The sequence below is a fragment of the Segatella hominis genome, assembly GCF_004535825.1.
In the GTDB taxonomy this organism is placed as follows: Bacteria; Bacteroidota; Bacteroidia; order Bacteroidales; family Bacteroidaceae; genus Prevotella; species Prevotella hominis.
On sequence record NZ_SGVY01000061.1, the window covers coordinates 1 to 20,178 of the forward strand.

Genomic DNA, 20,178 nt, shown 5'->3' on the forward strand with positions numbered 1-20,178 from the left:
CACTAGGACTGTTTACCCGAATCATCGGGAAAATCAGCGCATTTACAGTCTTGCAATATATTAATTATGTAAACAACAGACCGGTTGGCAGGGTTAAGTATGCGCTAAATTAATTCCGCCAACGGGTATTAGTAATATAGTTGATTATCTCTTGTGAAAGTCCTAACACCCACATGGTGCCGTGTAAGAACATCGAATGGGGTGTATTCCTATACACAATGCAAAGATAGTAAAAATATGAATTGGTTGTTTCAAAAAACGTATTAAAATTTGATGAATATACCAAAAAGCACAAAAAAAGGTGGAAAAGAACATTAATAAGTCCTTTTCCACCTCAGTATTTTCTAATTTTTCTGTGTATTACAACTCTCTTGTGCGTTCAGGTAGCTCTATATCAGCAAGTTATTCTGCCTTTAGTCCCTGCTGTTCCATCTCCAAACTTGCCCAGATAAATGGACCTACACCCTTAGGGTCATTGTCACGGATTGGTTCGCTCATGTAATATTCAAAGCTTCCGTCACGCTTATAGTTTGGCTTCTTTACGTATGGACCATCGCCAGGACCGAGACCGCTTACACTGCAGCACTTGATCAGACTGATGGTCTTGTCAGGGTTCACCTGGATGAATTCCTTCAAGATTCCCTTGTAAGCCTTGATGCCGGCATCACGATATTGTTCTGCGAGGTAACCCTTGCGATAACCCTTCAGAAGTACATAGGCAAACATGCTGGATGCTGTACTCTCCAGATAGTTGCGAGGATCCTTTACGTCCATCACATCATACCATACACCGGTTTTCTTATCCTGATACTTCACGACACTTGCCATCGCCTTGTTGAGCAGTTCGATCACTTCACCACGGCGGGCATAGTCTTCTGGCATTGCATCGAGACATTCTGTCATTGCCATCACATACCATCCCAAGGCTCTTGCCCAGGTATGCTGGCTCTTTCCATTTTCCTTGTCAGCCCAGAACTGCTGATGAGTCTCATCCCAAGCATGTTTCCAGAGCTGAGTCTTCTCATCGTATGTACGCTTGTCAGTCTTGATCATCTGGTCAACGGCATCATCGAGGTATTTCTTTGCCTTCTTTGGTTTCATGGTCTGCACCGCATAGTTGCAGTAGAAAGGCAAGCCCATAAAGATACCGTCGAGCCAAACTTGGTTGGCATAGATAGCCTTGTGCCAATAAACACCTTCCTTGGTACGAGGTTGCTTCTGCAACTGCTTGAAAAGTGTCTTCAGTGCCTTGTCGGTACCCTCAGAAGGGAAGAGGTTGTGCATACGGAGGATGAATTTAGCCGTGCGAACATTGTCGAGATTGAAATCCTCGTACTTGTATCCAGTGATATTGCCCTGTTCGTCAATCATCTTGGCAGGGTATTCCTTCAGGTAGTTGAGGATAGCCTCATTGTTGGCTTCAGCATCCTTGCCCTTGAAAGTGCTCTTGTTGTCCTTATAATATAAATAGGTGTCGAGCATACCTTCCATCTCGATGCCCATCACGTAGCTCCACTTAGGTTTGCTGCTGAAATCGAGCAGGTATGGATGAGCCACACGGCTCATCTCGCTATGGGTAAGCCACTCGCTGTATGCCTGATATGGACGGTCTTCCTTGTTAAGAACGAGGGAACCGTTGATGAGGAGATTGTCGAACTTCACATCACGGGTCTTGCCGGTAATCTTGACAGGCTGTTTGATGACGCCATCAAACTTACAGTTCTTGACAGTGATATCAGTTACGTTCTCTACCTGGTCGCGACCAACGATGAGCACACCATAGTTGCTCTTCTTGCAGGTTACATTTTCCACATACACCTGAGATACGCTTGGTTCAAAACCGCGATAGCAGATCTCCTTTGGCTCGTAATCGAGGTTGATCTTTACGACAGCTTCCTTACATTGCCCCACAGTGACGTTGCGCATGTTGATGTTCTTGATGACACCACCGCGGCAGTTGTTGGTCTTGATGCGCAGGATGCGGTCGAGGTGAGGAGAGTCCATTTCGCAATCTTCGGCATATACATTCTCGCATCCGCCAGAGATTTCACTTCCGATAACCACACCGCCATGTCCATCTTCCATCTTACAGTTGCGGATGATGATGTTTTTGGAAGGTTGGTTCCAGAGACGACCATCATTGTTGCGTCCGCTCTTGATGGCAATACAGTCGTCTCCGGTATGGAAGATACAGTTCTGGATGAGCACATTCTCGCAAGCCTCTGGGTCGCATCCGTCACCATTAGGTCCTTCATTCCAGATGGTCACACCATCTACGGTGATGTTCTTGGAGAGCAGTGGATGGATAACCCAGAAAGGAGAGTTGAGCATCTTGACACCCTGGATGAGGATGCGCTCAGAACGTACGAAGTTGACGAGCTGTGGGCGCAGCCCTTGTCCCTTACCGAATTTTCTTTCGTCGAAAGGCACACCGTCTTCAGCCTGTTTCAGCAATTTGGCACGTGAGCCGAGTCGCTGTGCTTCCTTGGTTATGCCTTCCTGATAACCGAAACGTGGATGCCCATTCATAGGCCACCAGGTCTCGTTGTTACCACCACCGTCGATGGTACCCTTACCCGTGATGGCGATGTCAGTCACCTTGTAGCCATAGATGCATGGAGAATAGTTCCAGCAAGCCAGACCTTCCCAAGAGGTACGGACGAGTGGATAGAGATTGGTATCGAAAGCGAATTTCAGCGTCGCACCTTCCTCGAGAACGAGGTTGACATGACTTTTCATTTCGATGGCCCCTGTGTTCCAGGTTCCTTTCGGTACAATTACCTTACCGCCACCTTTTCTGGATACCAGAGAGATGAGTCGGTTGATAGCCTTCTGGTTTTGGGCTGCAGACGCATTGGTCTTGGCACCAAAAGAAGAGATGACAAACTGGCGCTCATGAAGTTGAGGCTTTAGAATACTTTGTTCGATCTGCTTGTACTCCTGGTCGTTCCATCCCGATGCAAAAGCGAGGGTAGGGAAGATAAGTAAGGCAAGCAGCAACGTTTTTAAGTGTCTCATGCTTGTTGTTCTGTTTGTAGATTTATATTAAATTTTGATTTAGCTTGGTTTAGAACCTTATCTTTTATAAAGATACTGCAAAGATACGATTTTATTTTGTAATGTACACGCACACAATGTTAAAAAAGTGATTTTGCCTTAAAAAAGTTTGGAGATAATCGGAAAAAGACGTATATTTGCACCCGTAATACTTTGAAGACGTTTGCTTCAAAGCATTCATTTCTGGTTGGCTACGTCCTGTAACCAACCTTTTTTTATGTTAAAATTTTGGTGGTTTCTCAGAAATTTATTATCTTTGCCAACGATAATTAACTTATATTGTGCAATTCTTAAATAAAATAGCCTATTGATTAGACATTTACTTAATTAAAAATAAGAGGATTAAGAAATGAGAAATCTACAAGATTTGACCGACGAGGAGTTGGCCCTTCTTTATGTCGAAGGTAACAATCGTGCCTTTGACTTACTGCTTTCACGCAATGAAGTGAAGTTGTTTACATACATCATGTTCTTTGTGCGTGATCAAGAGGTGGCTAATGACATCTTCCAGGAAACGTTTTTGAAGGTGGTAAGCAAACTGCAGAACCACGAATATTCTGCAAACGGAAAATTCGGAGGTTGGTTGTTGCGTATTGCCCATAACGTCTTGATGGATATGTATCGTGGTCAGCGCTATAAGTATGTCGTTGAATCGAATGACGACAATGATCTGTCTAATATCAGTGGTGAAGATTTGTTGGAAACAAATGCAGAAGTTAATTTGATTAATATCCAGGTTCTTTCAGATGTCAGAAAGATGATGGATCAGTTGCCTATTTTACAGCGTGAAGTAGTGTATATGCGCTACTATCAGCAACTCTCATTCAAGGAAATCGCTGAGGCTACAGGTGTAAGTATCAATACCAGTCTTGGAAGAATGCGCTATGCTCTTCTCAATCTTCGCAGAATGGCTAAGAAGCATGACGTATATCTTCAGTTAGACTAGTATTGGATATGTTATTTCCGGAGGTTTAATCCTCTGGCTGTTTCAATTCTTTAAGGGCATGGATGGTGGAAATAGGATCTGTGCTCTTAAATACGTAACTTCCACTTACCAGTACGTTAACTCCAGCCTTTGCCAGGCGTGGGGCAGTTTCTGCCTGTACACCACCATCCACTTCGATGAGGGCGTTGGAGTGTGATTCCTTGATGAGTTTTCTCAGTCTTTCCACCTTCTTGATGGTGTTCTCGATAAACTTCTGCCCTCCGAACCCAGGATTTACACTCATCAGCAGTACCATATCTACATCGCAGATGATATCTTCCAGTACGCAGACTGGAGTAGATGGATTCAGCGTGACACCCGCTTTCATGCCAGCTGCATGAATCTGCTGGATGGTACGGTGCAGGTGGGTACATGCTTCATAATGTACATTCATCATCATGGCACCAGTCTTGGCAGTCAGCTCGATGTATTCTTCCGGATGTGCTATCATGAAATGCACATCAAGAGGTTTCTTGCAAACCTTGGCTACGGCTTCAAGAACAGGAAAACCAAAAGAGATATTGGGCACGAATACCCCATCCATGATGTCCATGTGGAGCCAGTCGGCTTCACTCTGATTGATCATTTCAACTTCGCTTCTCAGATCCAGGAAATTGGCTGAAAGCAAAGATGGTGATACCAATGTCTTCATATTTTGAGTTCGTTAGTTAAGACAGTACACCTCGTACTTACCATTCCTCTTGATCGTTCGATAGGTGTATGCTATCTGTTTGATAATGCTGATCGTCCTTTTGGATGGTCTCATTTCTTCGGAAGTAAAAACTTGCTTCATAGGCGTTACTGTTATGATCGTTAATATAATGATACTAAGATTCAGTTTGCTTCTTCATCTTTATTAGTATAACGTAAGGTTTTCTACTTTATTACATTTGAAATATCTTTTTTTCTCATCAACATGACTCTTGCCTTATTATATATAATAATGTATAGTGCCTCTAAACACTTGATTTTACCCCCAAAAGTAGCTTTTAATTACTTATTTCTGTTAAATTCTAAAATTTTTTGCCAAAAAGTTTGTAGTTTAATAGAAAAAGTGTACTTTTGCAATTGAATTAAAAAATAAACAATATGATGACAACATTCGTATCTTCAACAGCATGGTGGTGGCGTATCTCAAGATTTAAAAAGTCGTGAGACGATAAGCCGTGCGTGGATATGAATCCATGATATAACTTAGGCCTGCCGTACTTACGACAGGCCTTTTTTCATATTTTTACCTCAGGAATGGGGGATTGGGAATAGAAAATAAAAAAAATATAGGAGAATAAATTATGGAAATGAAGGACATTTTGAACAGAATGTTGAATCACGAGGAACTTTCCCGTGAGGAAACCAAGAATATCATCGTGGGTATCACCAAGAGTGAGTTCCCTGAGGAGCAAATTACTGCTTTGCTTACCGGTTTACAGATGAGAGGCGTTACCGTAGATGAACTGTTGGGTTTCCGTGATGGTATCTTGGCTACCGGTGTTCCTGCCATCTTAGATTGCGACCGATACATTGATGTGGTTGGTACAGGTGGCGACCGCAAGAATACTTTCAATATTTCTACTACCGCTTGCTTCGTCATTGCTGGTGCTGGTTATAAGGTTGCCAAGCATGGTAATTATGCGGCTACTTCTGTGAGCGGTGCTTCAAATGTCATCAAAAACCATGGCGTGCAGTTTACTGATGATTTGGATAAGTTGAACCGTTCTATCAATGAGGCTGGTATCGTCTATCTCCATGCCCAACTCTTTGCCAAGGCAATGAAGTTTGTAGGTCCTATCCGTAAGGCACTCCAATTCCCTACCGTATTCAATCTCCTCGGTCCACTGGTTAATCCAAGTCAGCCTAAATGCCAGTTGCTCGGTGTTGCCAACCTGGATCAGATGCGACTCTATAATCAGGTTTATCAGAAATTAGGTATCGACTATGGTATTGTAAATAGCATCGACGGTTACGATGAGATTTCCCTGACCAGTGATTTCAAGGTAACGACCAATCATTATGAGCGCATCTTCAAGCCACAGGATCTTGGTTTTGAATTTGCTAAACCTGAGGAAGTTAGAGGTGGTGCTACTGAGGAAGAGGCAAAGGACATCTTTGATGCCGTACTTGAGAACCGTGCATTGCCTGCCCAGAAGAATATCGTACTTGCCAATGCCGCCTTCGGTATTCAGGTTATGGAGAAGGGAAAGAAGAGTATTGCGGAATGCGTGGAGATTGCACGAGAGAGCATCGATAGTGGCAAGGCACTCGCTACATTCAAGAAATTTGTAGAACTGAATAGTTAAAGGCTTTTTTAAAGGTAAAAAGGTAAAAAAGTAAAAAGGTAAAAAGAGCATTCTTGCTCTTAAAGGTAAAAAAGTAAAAAGGTAGGATATGGCTGATATTTTAGAAGAGATTGTCGCTCATAAGCGAATCGAGATAGAACAGCGCAAGCGCTTCATCCAACCTCGGCAGATGATTTCCCTGACGGAACAGAAGATGCAGGCGGATGACGGACTGGTACCTGGAGGCAGTATGCGCAAGGCACTGATGGAGTCCTCTACGGGTATCATCGCTGAGTTTAAGAGAAAATCACCGTCCAAGGGATGGATCAAGGAGGAGGGTAAGGCAAGTATCATCCCGTTGGCTTATCAGGAGAATGGAGCTTCTGCTCTCAGCATCCTTACCGATATCGACTACTTCGGCGGTTATGATGAGTTTATACAGGAGGCTCGCCACGTGGGGGTTCATATACCTATATTATATAAGAACTTCGTTATCGAGGAATACCAACTCCTGCAGGCGAGATATTGCGGTGCTTCTGCCGTACTCCTGATAGCTGCCTGTCTGACGAAAGAGGAATGTAAGCGTCTTCTTGATATGGCGCACCAACTCGGAATGGAAGTACTCTTGGAGATGCACAACGACCGGGATTTCGAATATGCAGAACTCGAACCTGATATGTATGGCATCAACAATCGCAATCTCGGTACGTTTGTTACCGATGTGGAAAACAGTTTCCGCCTGGCAGAGCAGTTGCCGAAGGATGTGTGCAGAGTCAGCGAAAGCGGTATCTCCAATCCGGAAGTTGTCAAAAGGCTCCGTGAGGAAGGCGGTTTCCGTGGCTTCCTGATGGGAGAGCAGTTTATGAAACAGGCTGACCCGGGACAAGGACTTGCGGATTTTCTGAAGCAACTGGAAATCAATGGTGAGTTCAGATGAAAATACTAACGAGAAAAAAGAAAGAGAAATGAATACAGATAAAATGTTGGTTAAGGTGTGTGGTATGCGTGATGCCGATAACATTCGCGAAGTATCCCAACTCGGGGTTGATATGATAGGATTCATCTTCTATCCGAAGTCACCGCGGTTTGTGCAGATGATCAGCAGCAAGGCTGGCATTATACCAGACTACTCGGAAGAGCGTATCGAACTTGCGATGGCGCGTAAGACTGCTGAGACTCAAAAGCAACCGGCAAGGGTGGGAGTCTTTGTGGATGATATGCCCCAGAACATCGTGACACGTGTCTATAATTACCGTCTCGACTACATCCAGTTGCATGGTAATGAATCTCGTGAAACCATCGAGAATCTCCGTGCTACCATCGATCCCGACATCAAACCCAATATCAGGATCATCAAGGCTATCAGCGTAAGCTCAGCCGAGGATATCCAGAAATATAAGGAGTATGCAGGCGCTGTTGACCTCTTCCTTTTCGACACCAAATGTAAGACGGTCGGTGGAAGTGGTGAGCAGTTTGATTGGCAAGTTCTGCAGCAGTACGATGGCGAGACCCCATTCCTCCTGAGTGGCGGTATCGGACCGGAAGATGTAGAACGGCTGAAAGCCTTCCAGCACCCGAAGTGTATCGGTATCGATTTGAATTCGAAATTTGAAATCGAACCTGCTCTGAAAGATGTAGAGAAACTCAGGAAATTCCTTTTAAAGGTAAAAAGGTAAAAAAGTAAAAAGGTAAAAAGAGCATTCTTACTTTTAAAGGTAAAAAGGTAAAAAAGTAAAAAGGTAAAAAGAGCATTCTTGCTCTTAAAGGTAAAAAAACAAAAAAATGAATAAGATAAATGCATTATTTGCAAACAATAAAGACCGCAAGCTTTTGAGCTTGTATTTCTGTGCCGGTTGTCCAACCTTCGAGGGCACAGGTGCTGTCATCAAATCCATGGAACGCCATGGCATCGATATGATTGAGGTGGGCATTCCTTTCAGTGACCCTTTGGCTGACGGACCAGTCATCCAGAGTGCAGATACCAAAGCCTTGAAGAACGGAATGACCGTGAAGGCGCTCTTCGGTCAGCTCAAGGCCATCAAGGATGAAGTGCAATTGCCATTGGTTCTGATGGGTTATCTCAACCCTATCATGCACTATGGCATCGAGGCTTTCTTTCAGAGTTGTGTGGAGAGCGGTGTGAGTGGCACCATCATTCCAGACCTTCCTTTCGATGACTATCTGAAAGTGGTGAAGCCGATTGCCGACAAGTATGACATCCGTGTCATCATGATGATTACACCGGAGACCAGCGAGGAGCGCATCCGATTCATCGATGAGCATACCGATGGTTTCATCTATATGGTCAGTTCAGCCAGCATCACCGGAGCACAGAGTAGTTTTGGTGATGCCAAACTCGCTTATTTCAATCATATCAACAGTATGAATCTCCGCAACCCTCGTATGATTGGTTTCGGAATCAGTAACAAGCAGACTCTGACCAGTGCACAGGACAATGCAGCCGGTGCTATCATTGGAAGTAAATTCGTGACATTACTCAATGAAGTGGGTGATCCGGATAAGGCGCTCGACCTGCTTTTCGAGGCACTCAAGAATTAAGTGAAGAGTGAAGAACGAAGAGTGAAGAATTCATTAGTTTCGTTTGTGACTCAAGGGCGAAAGCCTAATTTAACATTTTACATTTGTCATTTGTCATTTAACATTTGTCATTTGTCATTTAATATTAGATTGCGATGTATCAAGTTGACGATAAAGGATTTTTTGGAAAATTCGGTGGCGCATACGTGCCAGAGATATTATATAAATGTGTGACTGAACTCCAGGAGGCTTACAAGCCTATCATCGAGAGTGAGGAATTCAAGAAAGAGTATTACGCTCTGCTGAAAGATTATGTGGGTCGTCCTTCACCTCTCTATTATGCCAAGCGCATGAGTGAGAAGTACGGATGCCAGCTCTATCTGAAGCGTGAAGACCTGAACCATACTGGTGCTCATAAGATCAATAATACCATCGGTCAGATTCTGATGGCAAAGAAGATGGGCAAGACCCGTATCATTGCCGAGACAGGTGCTGGTCAGCATGGTGTGGCTACAGCTACGGTCTGCGCTCTGATGGATATGAAGTGCGAAATCTTCATGGGTGCTACCGACGTTGAGCGCCAGCATACCAATGTGGAACGTATGAAGATGTTGGGTGCTAAGGTTAATCCTGTAAGAACGGGTAATATGACCTTGAGCGATGCCTGTTCAGAAGCTATCCGCGACTGGTGCTGTCATCCTCAGGATACTTTCTATATCGTGGGCAGTACGATGGGTCCACATCCTTACCCTGATATCGTGGCAAAGATGCAGAGTGTGATTTCAGAGGAACTGAAATGGCAGTTGGAAGAGAAGATTGGCCGTGATTATCCTGACTATCTTATCGCTTGTGTGGGTGGCGGAAGCAATGCTGCGGGTACCATCTATCACTATATCGATGACGAGCGTGTGCAGATTTACTTGGCTGAGGCTGCCGGGCATGGTATCGATACCAACTATACGGCAGCTACCATGCACTGCGGTACAGAAGGTATCATTCATGGTGCGCGTACCCTCGTGATGCAGACCGAAGACGGACAGATAGAAGAAGCCTTCACCATCAGTGCCGGTTTGGATTATCCTGGCATCGGACCAATGCATGCTGACTTGGCTACCCGTGGCCGTAGTCATGTGCTTGCCATCAAAGATGATGAGGCTATCTATGCTGGATATGAGTTGACCCGTATGGAGGGTATCATTCCTGCTATCGAGAGTGCCCATGCTGTGGCTGCCTTGAAGAAGATGAAATTCAAGAAGGACGATGTCGTTGTGCTCACAGTTTCTGGACGTGGTGACAAGGACGTGGAGACCTACTTGAGTCATAAGGAAATGGCTAAAGAATACGGAGATTTTTAAAATTAGAGGCTTTAAGCTTCATTATCAAGCGAAGCCTGCTTCATGCGGCTTTGAAATAGGCTTCGTTGGTCATTGAAGCCTGCTTCATGTGTCTATGCAATAGGTTTCATTTTTTTATCGTTTAAAATATGAGTAGATTCAATTATACAACAAAGACTCGCAAGATTCTCGCCGATCTCTATACACCGGTGGGAGTCTATATGCGACTTCGTGACATATATCCCCAGTCTGCCTTGATGGAGAGTTCCGACTACCATGGCTCAGAGAACTCTCGTTCCTTCATCGGCGTACATCCGATGGCAAGCATCGCTGTGGGACATGGTATCGTGACAGTCACTTATCCCGATGGAAAGGTGGAAAAACAGGAACTCCCTGCCTTCGGTGAGGGAAAGGGTGAGGAGTGTAAACTCGCCATCTCCAAGGCAATCAATGACTTTGTCAAGTCTTTCCATGTGGAGGGAGAGGGCAAGGACTTCTGTGGACTCTATGGTTTCACCACTTTCAATGCCGTACGCTACTTTGAGAATATTCCGGTAAAGGATACGACGATGGAAAAGAATGATGCGCAGGATATCTATTATATCATGTATAAGGACATCATCGTTTTTGATCATTACAACAATACGATGGAACTGATTGCGCTGAGTGATGCAGAAGGTTCTGCTGGTGAGGCTGAACTGGATGCGCTCCTGAAGGCTATCAACAAGGCAAATGTGAAACCATACGACTTCCATCCTGTGGGAGATACGACTTCTACGCTTACTGATGAGCAGCATAAGGAGAATGTAAGAAAGTGCATCCAGCACTGTTTGCGTGGTGATGTCTTCCAGATTGTGGTCAGTCGCCGTTTCGTCCAGAAGTATGAGGGTGATGATTTCAAACTCTACCGTGCGCTTCGTAGTATCAATCCATCACCATACCTCTTCTATTTTGATTTCGGCGGATACCGTATCTTCGGTTCTTCTCCAGAAACCCACAACCGTATCGTAGGCAACAAGGCATTCATAGATCCTATTGCCGGTACTACTAAGCGTACAGGCGATATCGAACAGGACCGCAAGGCTGCTGAGTTCCTGCGCAATGATCCGAAAGAGAATGCAGAGCATGTGATGTTGGTGGATCTGGCACGCAATGACCTGAGTCGCAACTGTCATGGCGTGAAGGTAGATTTCTATAAGGATATGCAGTTCTACAGTCATGTCATTCATCTCGTAAGTCGTGTAAGTGGTACGCTTGATAAGGATGCTGATCATATCAAGGAGTTTATCGATACTTTCCCAGCAGGTACGCTGAGTGGTGCTCCTAAGGTTCGTGCCATGCAGATTATCTCAGAACTGGAGCCTCACAACCGAGGTGCTTATGGCGGTTGTATCGGATTCATCGGACTGAATGGTGATCTCAATCAGGCCATCGTTATCCGTACCTTTATCAGTCGTAATGGTGAGCTCTGGTTCCAGGCGGGTAGTGGTGTCGTAGCCAAGAGCAATGACCAGTATGAACTGGAAGAGTGCAATAACAAGTTGGGTGCACTCACCAAGGCTATCCATATTGCAGAGCAGTTGTAAACACATTTTAAATGACAAGAAATGAAAGTAGTAATCATAGATAATTACGATTCCTTCACCTATAATCTGGCTCATCTGGTAAAAGAGTTAGGTGCAGAGGTGACGGTATTCCGCAACGATCAGTTCCAATTGCGCGAACTTGACCGTTTCGACAAGATCATCCTGAGTCCGGGACCTGGTATTCCTTCTGAGGCAGGTCTTCTGATGGAAGTCATCAAGACTTATGCTGGCAGAAAACCAATGTTGGGTGTCTGTCTGGGTCATCAGGCGATAGGTGAGGCTTTTGGCGCCAAACTTACCAATCTCTCTGAAGTATATCATGGAGTTGCTACTCCTTGTACTCAGTTTGGTAATGATCCTATTTTTGCTGGTATGTCTAAGCGTATAGAGATAGGTCGTTATCATTCATGGGTAGTGGATAGAACAAATTTCCCAGAGTGTCTTGATGTGACTGCAGTGAGCGATGACGGTTGCATCATGGGTTTGAAGCACAAGCATTATGATATCCATGGTATTCAGTTCCATCCGGAAAGTGTACTGACTCCAGAGGGCAAGACGATTATCAAGAATTGGCTTGCCTTCGACGGTGAAGATTTTGATAAGAGTTGGGCATAGTGGATATAAAACCTCGAACAGAATTTTTCGTGATAAAGGAAGACGAAAGTCCTCAATAGAAAAACAGCATATCAACCATCAATGGAAGATATGCTGTTTTTCTCTTTTTATTTATTCTTCTTATTTTATTTCTTTTATTTCAATCCATCAGCATCGCCGGTAGTTTTCAAACCATTGCTCTTTTCTCTTGGTGTGATATTGACATTCTTCACGATTGTGTTTTCAATGACATCCTTATTGAATGCCATTTTCTTATCAGTAGATTGGATGTTTTCGAAGGTGAAATCTACCAGACGGTACTTGTCGCTGGTGCCCACATCAAAGAAGTTGTCACAATCCATCTGGATGTTTTTGATGGTGATGTTGTTGCACTGACTGAGTGGCATGTCTTTGCGGTCGCCTGGTTTGAAGAACTGAGTCCAAGGGCGGACAACCAAGAAGCTGCCTGTGGTGCCTGTGATATTATCTACCGTCACATACTCATAGTGCTGAGGAGTATCAGGGCGCATCTTCAACCAGAGTACGCGCTGTGCATTGCCCACCTTGATGTTTCGCAACACGATGTTGCGGTCTTTCACACTCTCGCTGCCCAAAGTCAGACAACCATGCACTCTACCATAGTTGCAGTTCTGGATGAGCACATTATAGACCGGTCCGTTTTCTGGTGCCTTGTCTGCCCAGGTTCCCTTACCGCCCTTGATGGCAATGGCATCATCATTTACGCTCATGAAGCAGCCTTCCACTAATACGTCGTGGCATACGTCGATATCGATAGCATCACTACTTGGTGCACGCATACCACTGGTGGGGGCGAAGATGGTGCATCCTAAGAAGCGGACATGGTCGCAACGATAGATGTGGTTGGTCCAGAAAGGACTGTTCTGGATGTGGACATCCTGTATGGTCACATGGCTCGAATTGCTGATATATACGAGGCGTGGACGCTGTGCATCCTTGTTGGTACACTGGCGGTTCCAGGTGCGACGGATCCAGAATTCCTCCCAGTAGTGATAGCCGTTACCATCGATGGTTCCGTTGCCTGCAATGGTAAAACCATCACACTTATCAGCATTGATGAAGGCAGAGAAATACTTGCAGGTTTCCCCCTCGATACGGGTTTCCAAGACAGGGAAGTTGGCAATGCGGTCACTACCTTTCAGTTTACCACCCTCTTCGAGATAGAGATGGGTTTTCGGACGGAAGAATAGGGCACCGCTCTGATAGGTACCGGCAGGGACGACGATGACACCACCGCCATCCTTGGCAGCCTGGTCGATGATAGCCTGTATAGCCTGAGTCTGAATCAGGGTACTATCGTTTTTGACACCATAATCGGTTATCACGTATTTCTTGCCAAGGGTATCTACATTCACCTTCTGCGCATTGGAGAACCAGGCATCCATCTTCGTACCGTCTGGCCAGAGTTCAGTCTGTGCCTTTTTCGCTTTCTTCAGTTTCTTTGCCGCATTGGTGCTTAATGGCGCAAAAGCCATCAAGCAAGCCATCAGCCAGATATATTTTCTCATAACTTTTTTACCTTTTTACCTTTTTACCTTTTTACTTTTTTACCTTTAAAAGCTTGTAATACTCTGCCGCACCGAGCAGGAGGCAACCTGTGCCGTAATCTTCGAAGTCTGGAACAGAAGTGAAGGTGACTGGCTGACCAGCAGCAGGATCCTTACCTGTGCCCTGGTTGTATCCAATGAAACCATCCTCGTGAACCGATGCAGCCAATGCCTTCCATGCTTTATCCATTGCTTTCTGATAGGTAGCTCTTGGCAGGATGCCTTGCTGCACACCCCATGCCATGCCATAAAGGAAGAGACCAGTACCAGTCATTTCAGGACCACCATAGTTGGCAGGACAAACAAGGCTAACGTTCCAATATCCATCCTCACGCTGGCACTTCAATATCGCCTTACTCATAGAGATAAAGTCTTTCTTCAGGTACTGGTAGTTCTTATCAGTCTTTGGCAAGGTCTGCATCACACGTACCAATGCAGCATATACCCAACCGTTTCCGCGGCTCCAGTAGCAGTTGCTGCCATCTTTCTCCTTGTAAGGTGGCACATAGTCTTTGTCTCTCCACCAGAGTCCCTCTTTTTTATTGAAAAGACCACCAGCCAAGGTATCACGACTCCACTTGTAGGAGTTCATCGCATAGTCGAGATATTTCTTCTCGCCGGTCAACTTAGCATATTTGGCATAGACAGGCATAGCCATCTGTATCGCATCAATCCATGTCCAGTATGAAACGCGGTTGGTGCTCATCTGATGGTCGAGGTTCTCCTTTACCTTACTCAAATCCTTTTTGCCGCCAGTCTGGATATAGCGGTCGATATAGGTTTGCTGGCAGCACTGGTTGTCGGCATCAGTATCATTCACGCTGCCACGGGCTGTCCACTTGTGATAGTCTGCCCAGCGGTCGGTATAGTCGAGGTATCGCTGCTGAGGGTCTATCTCGTAGAGTGCCATCAATCCTTCGTAATATACGGCACGGGTCCAGAGGTTGCTCGTGCGTACCTTCTTGACATAGGTGTCGAGGGTTGGGTCACTGTACTTCGCCATGAAGTAGTTGTTGGTGCGTTGTGATACTTCCAGGATTTCCTTCTTTAGAGATTCCTTGTCAGATGCAGCTTTCACTGTTGCAACTTTCACGGCTGCATTCTGGGCAGACACAGAGGTCATGCCCATCAGAATGCAGAGGCTTGTCAGGATTAGTTTCTTCATTTGTACTCTTTGATTGATTATGTTCTTATTTTAAATTTGCTTATTTCTTATTGAATTTCCAAAACATGCGAAATGAAAATGATTAGAGTTGATTTTTCAATTCCACGAGTTTTACCGAACTGTTGAGTCCGCTTGCTACAGGAGTCCATTTCTCGTAAGTGGTCTTCTTGTAGTCGATATCCACCACGTTGATTTCCTTCATCTTGCGCCATTTCACACCCTGTCGGTCGAGTTCTGCTATGCGGTTGGCAGGCAGGTTGGTTACCTCGATGCGGATAGTATTCTTGCCCTTGTTCAGTGCGTCTTTGCAGTTGAGGATATATGGTACCGCCCATGCGCAGCCCACATATTTATTATTGATATAGACGCGTGCACTTTCACGGACATCACCTAAGTCGATAGCCCACTGATTCTGTGCATCATCCTTCGACAGTTTGAAGGTGGTTTCATAAACACCTGTTCCCATCATCACCTTAGCCTTTTCGCTGAGATTTTCCCAACTCTTTAAGTCCTTGAGGTTGAAGATCTCGCCCACCTTAGGAGCCTCCTCTGTGAATGACAGTTTCCAGCTATTGGCGGTCAGGTCGATGGTCTTGCTGTCCGAAGCCGCAAACTTCTCCTTTTCGCTTACCTTCACCTTGGAACCGAGTTTCCATTCGCTTACAGGCTTATCCGAGGTGATGAGAATGCGGCTCTCGCCACTCTTCAGGTTCACTTCGATGCCCTTATCGCCGATAGTGGCCTTGTGATATTTACCCGTCATAGGGTTATACCAGATACCGTTCTTCTCGTTTACAGCCAGTGCTACGGTAGAAGTGATATCCTTGCCGGTGAGGTTGGCTATGAAGTAATGATGACCGATGCTGTTGTTGCGGCGGATCATCTTCAAGCCCAGGTTCTTTCTCATCAGTTCCGGTTTTGCAGCTTGTTCCATCGCCTTGATGTTGTCGCCCTTGATAATCTTGGCTCCTTGCGCCTTCAAGTCGGAGATATGCTGGATTACATCGCTTGGCATGATATTGTTGCCTGGGATGATGATGCCCTTGTAGCGGGTACCAGCAGCAGTTTCGATCATACCATCTTTAAAGGTACAGGTGCGCAGGTATTTGTCGCTGATGTAGTCACAGTCGAAACCAGCCTTGTCGATGTCGAGAATCACCTTGATAAATTCCGGTGCTTTCTTCGCCATGGAGTGGATGTCGAACTGCATCAACCAGTTCTTGGTATCCTTGCGCCACATATCTCTTACTGGCAGATAGACCAGAAAGTCGTTGTCAGGCTGTCCCCACTGCAGATAGGTCTGGCAGTTGGTGATGTACTTCATCAGTTCCGGTGCATCGCGCCAGATACTGTTGGTCGGACTCATATCCACCGATGCATAGAACTTCCATCCTGGCCATGGGTCGTTTTTAGGCGAGTAGGCTGTACCATGGAAGAACATGTGGTTCACACCTGCGCAGAACATGAGGTCCATATCCGGTTTCATCTGACTCAGGGAAGTGCGGAAGTGCTCGGTGAGCCAGGTAAAGGTCTCGCTGGAGGTATATTTCTTGCCTGTGATATGGGCGGCAGATGGTGCATACTTGAGCATGCTGAGGTCGCTGAAATTAGGACGGGTCTTGCCCGGATCCTTGCGTAAGCCCTTGATGCCGAAATCAGTAAGCCCGAATCCTTCTATCTCAGGGATATCTACGGCGGCATAACAGTCGATGAGGTTGGCTGGTGAACCATGAGCTTGATTGCGGGTGATGGCACCACGCTTGTTTGCCCACTTGGTCCACTGTTCGGTAAAGTTATGGAGCAGCATATCGCCTAATGTCTCGCGGTAATCGCTTACTACCACGGCATCACCATCAAGGAATTCAGGAAACTTGTCCTGCAGTTTATATCCGTGCATCTTCTCAAATTCTGTCAGCAGGTTAGGAGTCCAGTTGGCTCCATATACCTCATAACTATCATTGAAGAAGGTATGTGGATAAGGAATCTTGTTGGCAACGAAGGCACTATCGATATGTGCCAGATAATTAGCCACGGCAGTGGAGTCAAAGTGGTCGATGACGTATCCTTCTCCGCCCGGTGCAGCACGTTTCACCTTCTGTCGGGTGCGGCTTTCGTAGAGAGCGATGACACGTTTTTTCTTGTTCTGTCCCTCAACTGGATATGCCTTGATGAGTTTCAGTTTGGCAAAGTCACGCTCTTTCTGGGGAACGTTGAATTCAATCTCCATCAATTTCTGTTTCACGTCAACGATCGTATCCACGAATACAGCCTTGCAGGCAGCTTCATTGATAGGAACCCAAGGACCACCAAAAGGCCAACCGGTACCAGTAGCCATGTCGGTTTCAATACCTACCTTCTTATTTTCTTCTTCTACGAATTTGAGCATCTCCATCCATTTTGGAGAGAGATACGGAATGTCATTCTTGTCATTTCCTTGCACACCATAGAGTGGCGTGATTTCTACGGCTCCAATGCCAGCCTTGGCATATTCGTCGAGGTTCCACTTTAGGTTCTCTTTATCTACAGCAGATCCCATCCACCACCATCTTACACCAGGTTTGGCTTCCTGAGTAGGGGTAGGGAGCGACAGCGCACCAGAATGCGACTGAGCCTGACTGCCGAGAGATGACAGCAGAGCCAATGCAAAGGAAAATCCGACAAATTGCGTTTTTAGTATCTTGTCCATATTGTTGTTGGTTTTTAAGTTATTCAACTGAAAAGCTGTTTTTCTGTGGCCTTTCTAATTGCCGAGTGCAGCTTATCTTCTGCAAAGATAGGAAAAAAAACAATATGAGCAAGGTTATTATTCCTAAAAAAACAAAATAGTCCAAATATGTAAGATGATAGGTCAAAAAATAGGGGAAAGCAGCTCTCCTGAGTGCTTCCCCCGCTTTAGAACGTATATGAATTTAGTATTTTTCCCAAGCTTCCCAAACATTAGTACTGTGTAGTTTGGCTGGTGACTGGCTGTCGCCATTACCGCCACCTTCTATTGTTCCACCATCACCCAGACCAGAGTCTGGTGCTTCTGGTTTTACGCTACCACTTGAAAGCGTCAAGAGAAAACTTTCGGTCTTGATTGCTACACCTGTTGTTTCGGGTGTCATATATATCTTTTTCATCTTCTTACTACTTTTTAATACATTTTCATCTTCATAAAACTCATTATTTTACGATGAACTTCTTGCCGTCCTTTACGTAAATTCCTTGAGGGAGGATAGCTGGGTTGGTACCCATGAACTGTCCGTTGATATTGTAGATGCCCTTGTTGGCAGAACTGTTGGCTGCATCTTGATCCATGTAGTCCTTGATGGCTTCAATGCCAGTCGTGTTGTTGTCAGGACTATTATCGGTCTTGTCGAATGCTATGCTCAACTTGGCATTGCCGGTGCTAGCAGAAGTGTTATCAACTGGCTTCAGGAATGCTTTCAGACCACTGATGTCCTTGGCTTTTGTGATATAGTACAGTTTGCCATCTGTGCTACCTAAGAAGTGGCTGTTTACAGGCATGTTAGTAGAAGCGTATGTTCCTACGAAATTAAACATCTTGTTAGAATCTTCTATGGTTAATGCCTGTTCTGCATCGATGGTTACCCCCTTGATGGTATAAGTATCGTTTTCGTTTACCTGAGAAGGTTTGATGAGACATGGTTTGCCGGCTGTAATCAGCTGGTAGTAATGCATGCCAAACAAGGCTACAGCTTTATTGCCGCTATTATCTACTTTTTTGAATTCAGCAATACGAGCATCCTCTCCGAACGTATTTCTTACTTGCTGCTCAGTCATGCTGAATGGAAGGCAGATGGCATTCCATACATTTGCCTTGAGTGGTTTGGTAAGGGTTACCATGGCATTGTCTTTTGCTTCATAAGTATAGCCATTAGCCTGTGAGATGTTGACTGTGGTTGCTTCTGTGCTTGAAGCACCGAATGTAAAGCCGTAAAAACCGAGTTGCTCGTTGTTCTGGAAGAGAACGTATGTCTTGCCTGCCTTTACATCAAAACCATATTGGCATGCAGCCAACTTGTTGATCTTATATGAAGCATCAGTGCCTTCGGTGAAGGTTGCATCGTTGCCTGCCTTGTAATCTATTGACTTTTGTGGCTTACCGGTCTCATCTACGAGGAAGAGAGGGTTATTGGCAGCCTGTCTAACATATACATTGAGTGTACCATCCTTGGCAGGTTCAAACTTATAGTAAGTACCGCGGCATGGGATATTTGCTACACTTGGATTTGCAGAGGATGCCTGTGTAGGATTGTAAGCTTTGCCATATTGATTGGTAGGAGCCTGTCCGCAACCGGAGGTAAACTTAGTATAACCGTCAAGTGTTTTCAAATTGTCTGTAGTTCCACTTTCAGGTTTTACTTCCTCCCATTTATCCGTTTTCGTTTCGGTATTGACAGTGTAGGTGGTATTGGCGGTTCCGTTATCATTGAATCCCCAAGTCTTTTCGGTATCATTCCAGGTTGCTGCTTTTACAGCATTAGGATGATTGGTCCAGCCACCATACATGAATGTGATATCCTCTACACCAGACGGCGCATTACCATCCGCATTTTCCATCTTCTGGGGACTTTTACCGAATTCTATTTGTCTGTGAACAACAGGCTTCCAAGGGGTGAAAAGTTGGGATTCGTCAACATCGAAAGTAAAACCGCCGAGGGCGAAATTCTCTGCTTTATACATCCAGATATAATATTCTTCGCCAGCCTCCGCATCAATTACTATTACCATAGAGTGGTCTCCAGCAGAGGCATTTATATTAAAATGTCTGTTGTCACCTGATTGTAGTTCTGTAATTGTTGTTCCTGTTGAAGTAACCTGCGTTTTTTCAGAGCCAGAGCTAATGCCTATTTTTGTAGTATAGTTATTACCATTATTAGTTAAAGTGACATTATTTTTCGTGGGTTTCTCTATATAAAGTTTTCCTTAATTCCGCAACACTATAGTTTAACATTATTTATAAGTGCCTGAGCAACAAAAAGTTGCCCAGGATTTTGCCATGTCAGAATTTTCACTTACCTTAGTGTTGCGAAAAGAAGACAAGCAAAACT

The 20,178-nt window shown here is 45.0% G+C and carries 15 protein-coding genes and 1 pseudogene; 9 read left to right on the plus strand and 7 right to left on the minus strand.

Annotation, left to right across the window (positions count from 1 at the left end; genetic code table 11):
- Positions 1–113 (plus strand): annotated as a pseudogene (locus EXN75_RS15155) (IS982 family transposase); the annotation flags it as partial.
- Positions 114–402: 289 nt separating this feature from the next.
- Here the strand turns inward: EXN75_RS15155 and EXN75_RS15160 are convergent.
- The gene (locus EXN75_RS15160) at positions 403–3,018 is read right to left on the minus strand and encodes a glycoside hydrolase family 88 protein (RefSeq protein WP_134844450.1); all 2,616 of its coding nucleotides are present in this window, start codon (positions 3,016–3,018) and stop codon (positions 403–405) included.
- 388 nt (positions 3,019–3,406) lie between these two features.
- Here EXN75_RS15160 and EXN75_RS15165 point away from each other — a divergent pair, with 388 nt between their 5' ends.
- Positions 3,407–4,003 carry an RNA polymerase sigma factor gene (locus EXN75_RS15165; RefSeq protein WP_118118702.1) on the plus strand — a complete coding sequence of 199 codons (597 nt, stop codon included), beginning with the start codon at positions 3,407–3,409 and terminating at the stop codon, positions 4,001–4,003.
- 25 nt (positions 4,004–4,028) lie between these two features.
- Here EXN75_RS15165 and rpe read toward each other — a convergent pair whose 3' ends face one another.
- Complete coding sequence (gene rpe, locus EXN75_RS15170) at positions 4,029–4,694, minus strand: ribulose-phosphate 3-epimerase (protein ID WP_134844451.1); 666 nt, start codon at positions 4,692–4,694, stop codon at positions 4,029–4,031.
- 640 nt (positions 4,695–5,334) lie between these two features.
- Here rpe and trpD point away from each other — a divergent pair.
- From trpD to EXN75_RS15205, 7 genes are all read left to right on the plus strand, one after another.
- Positions 5,335–6,339: an anthranilate phosphoribosyltransferase gene (gene trpD, locus EXN75_RS15175; RefSeq protein WP_187349102.1), complete on the plus strand. Its 1,005-nt coding sequence runs from the start codon at positions 5,335–5,337 to the stop codon at positions 6,337–6,339.
- An 88-nt stretch (positions 6,340–6,427) separates the two neighbouring features.
- Entirely contained in the window at positions 6,428–7,255 is an 828-nt protein-coding gene (gene trpC, locus EXN75_RS15180; RefSeq protein ID WP_134844452.1) for an indole-3-glycerol phosphate synthase TrpC, read from the plus strand.
- Between the two features lie 43 nt (positions 7,256–7,298).
- Positions 7,299–7,994 (plus strand): phosphoribosylanthranilate isomerase, encoded by a 696-nt coding sequence (locus EXN75_RS15185; RefSeq protein WP_134844461.1) that lies wholly within the window; start codon positions 7,299–7,301, stop codon positions 7,992–7,994.
- 106 nt (positions 7,995–8,100) lie between these two features.
- On the plus strand, positions 8,101–8,877 hold the full coding sequence (trpA, locus tag EXN75_RS15190) for a tryptophan synthase subunit alpha (RefSeq protein ID WP_134844453.1): 777 nt from the start codon (positions 8,101–8,103) through the stop codon (positions 8,875–8,877).
- A 134-nt stretch (positions 8,878–9,011) separates the two neighbouring features.
- Entirely contained in the window at positions 9,012–10,211 is a 1,200-nt protein-coding gene (gene trpB / locus EXN75_RS15195) for a tryptophan synthase subunit beta (protein WP_022111389.1), read from the plus strand.
- A 128-nt stretch (positions 10,212–10,339) separates the two neighbouring features.
- On the plus strand, positions 10,340–11,776 hold the full coding sequence (locus EXN75_RS15200; RefSeq protein ID WP_134844454.1) for an anthranilate synthase component I family protein: 1,437 nt from the start codon (positions 10,340–10,342) through the stop codon (positions 11,774–11,776).
- 21 nt (positions 11,777–11,797) lie between these two features.
- Complete coding sequence (locus EXN75_RS15205) at positions 11,798–12,391, plus strand: anthranilate synthase component II (protein WP_022111392.1); 594 nt, start codon at positions 11,798–11,800, stop codon at positions 12,389–12,391.
- Positions 12,392–12,525: 134 nt separating this feature from the next.
- Here EXN75_RS15205 and EXN75_RS15210 read toward each other — a convergent pair whose 3' ends face one another.
- The 5 genes from EXN75_RS15210 to EXN75_RS15230 form a co-directional block, all read right to left on the minus strand.
- Positions 12,526–13,917, minus strand: coding sequence for a rhamnogalacturonidase (locus EXN75_RS15210; protein WP_134844455.1), 1,392 nt, complete (start codon positions 13,915–13,917; stop codon positions 12,526–12,528).
- 31 nt (positions 13,918–13,948) lie between these two features.
- Entirely contained in the window at positions 13,949–15,121 is a 1,173-nt protein-coding gene (locus EXN75_RS15215) for a glycoside hydrolase family 88/105 protein (RefSeq protein WP_134844456.1), read from the minus strand.
- An 82-nt stretch (positions 15,122–15,203) separates the two neighbouring features.
- Positions 15,204–17,807, minus strand: coding sequence for a glycosyl hydrolase (locus tag EXN75_RS15220; protein WP_134844457.1), 2,604 nt, complete (start codon positions 17,805–17,807; stop codon positions 15,204–15,206).
- A gap of 223 nt (positions 17,808–18,030) precedes the next feature.
- Entirely contained in the window at positions 18,031–18,243 is a 213-nt protein-coding gene (locus EXN75_RS15225; protein WP_134844458.1) for a hypothetical protein, read from the minus strand.
- Positions 18,244–18,286: 43 nt separating this feature from the next.
- Entirely contained in the window at positions 18,287–19,858 is a 1,572-nt protein-coding gene (locus EXN75_RS15230; RefSeq protein ID WP_134844459.1) for a hypothetical protein, read from the minus strand.
- Positions 19,859–20,178: the final 320 nt, after the last annotated feature.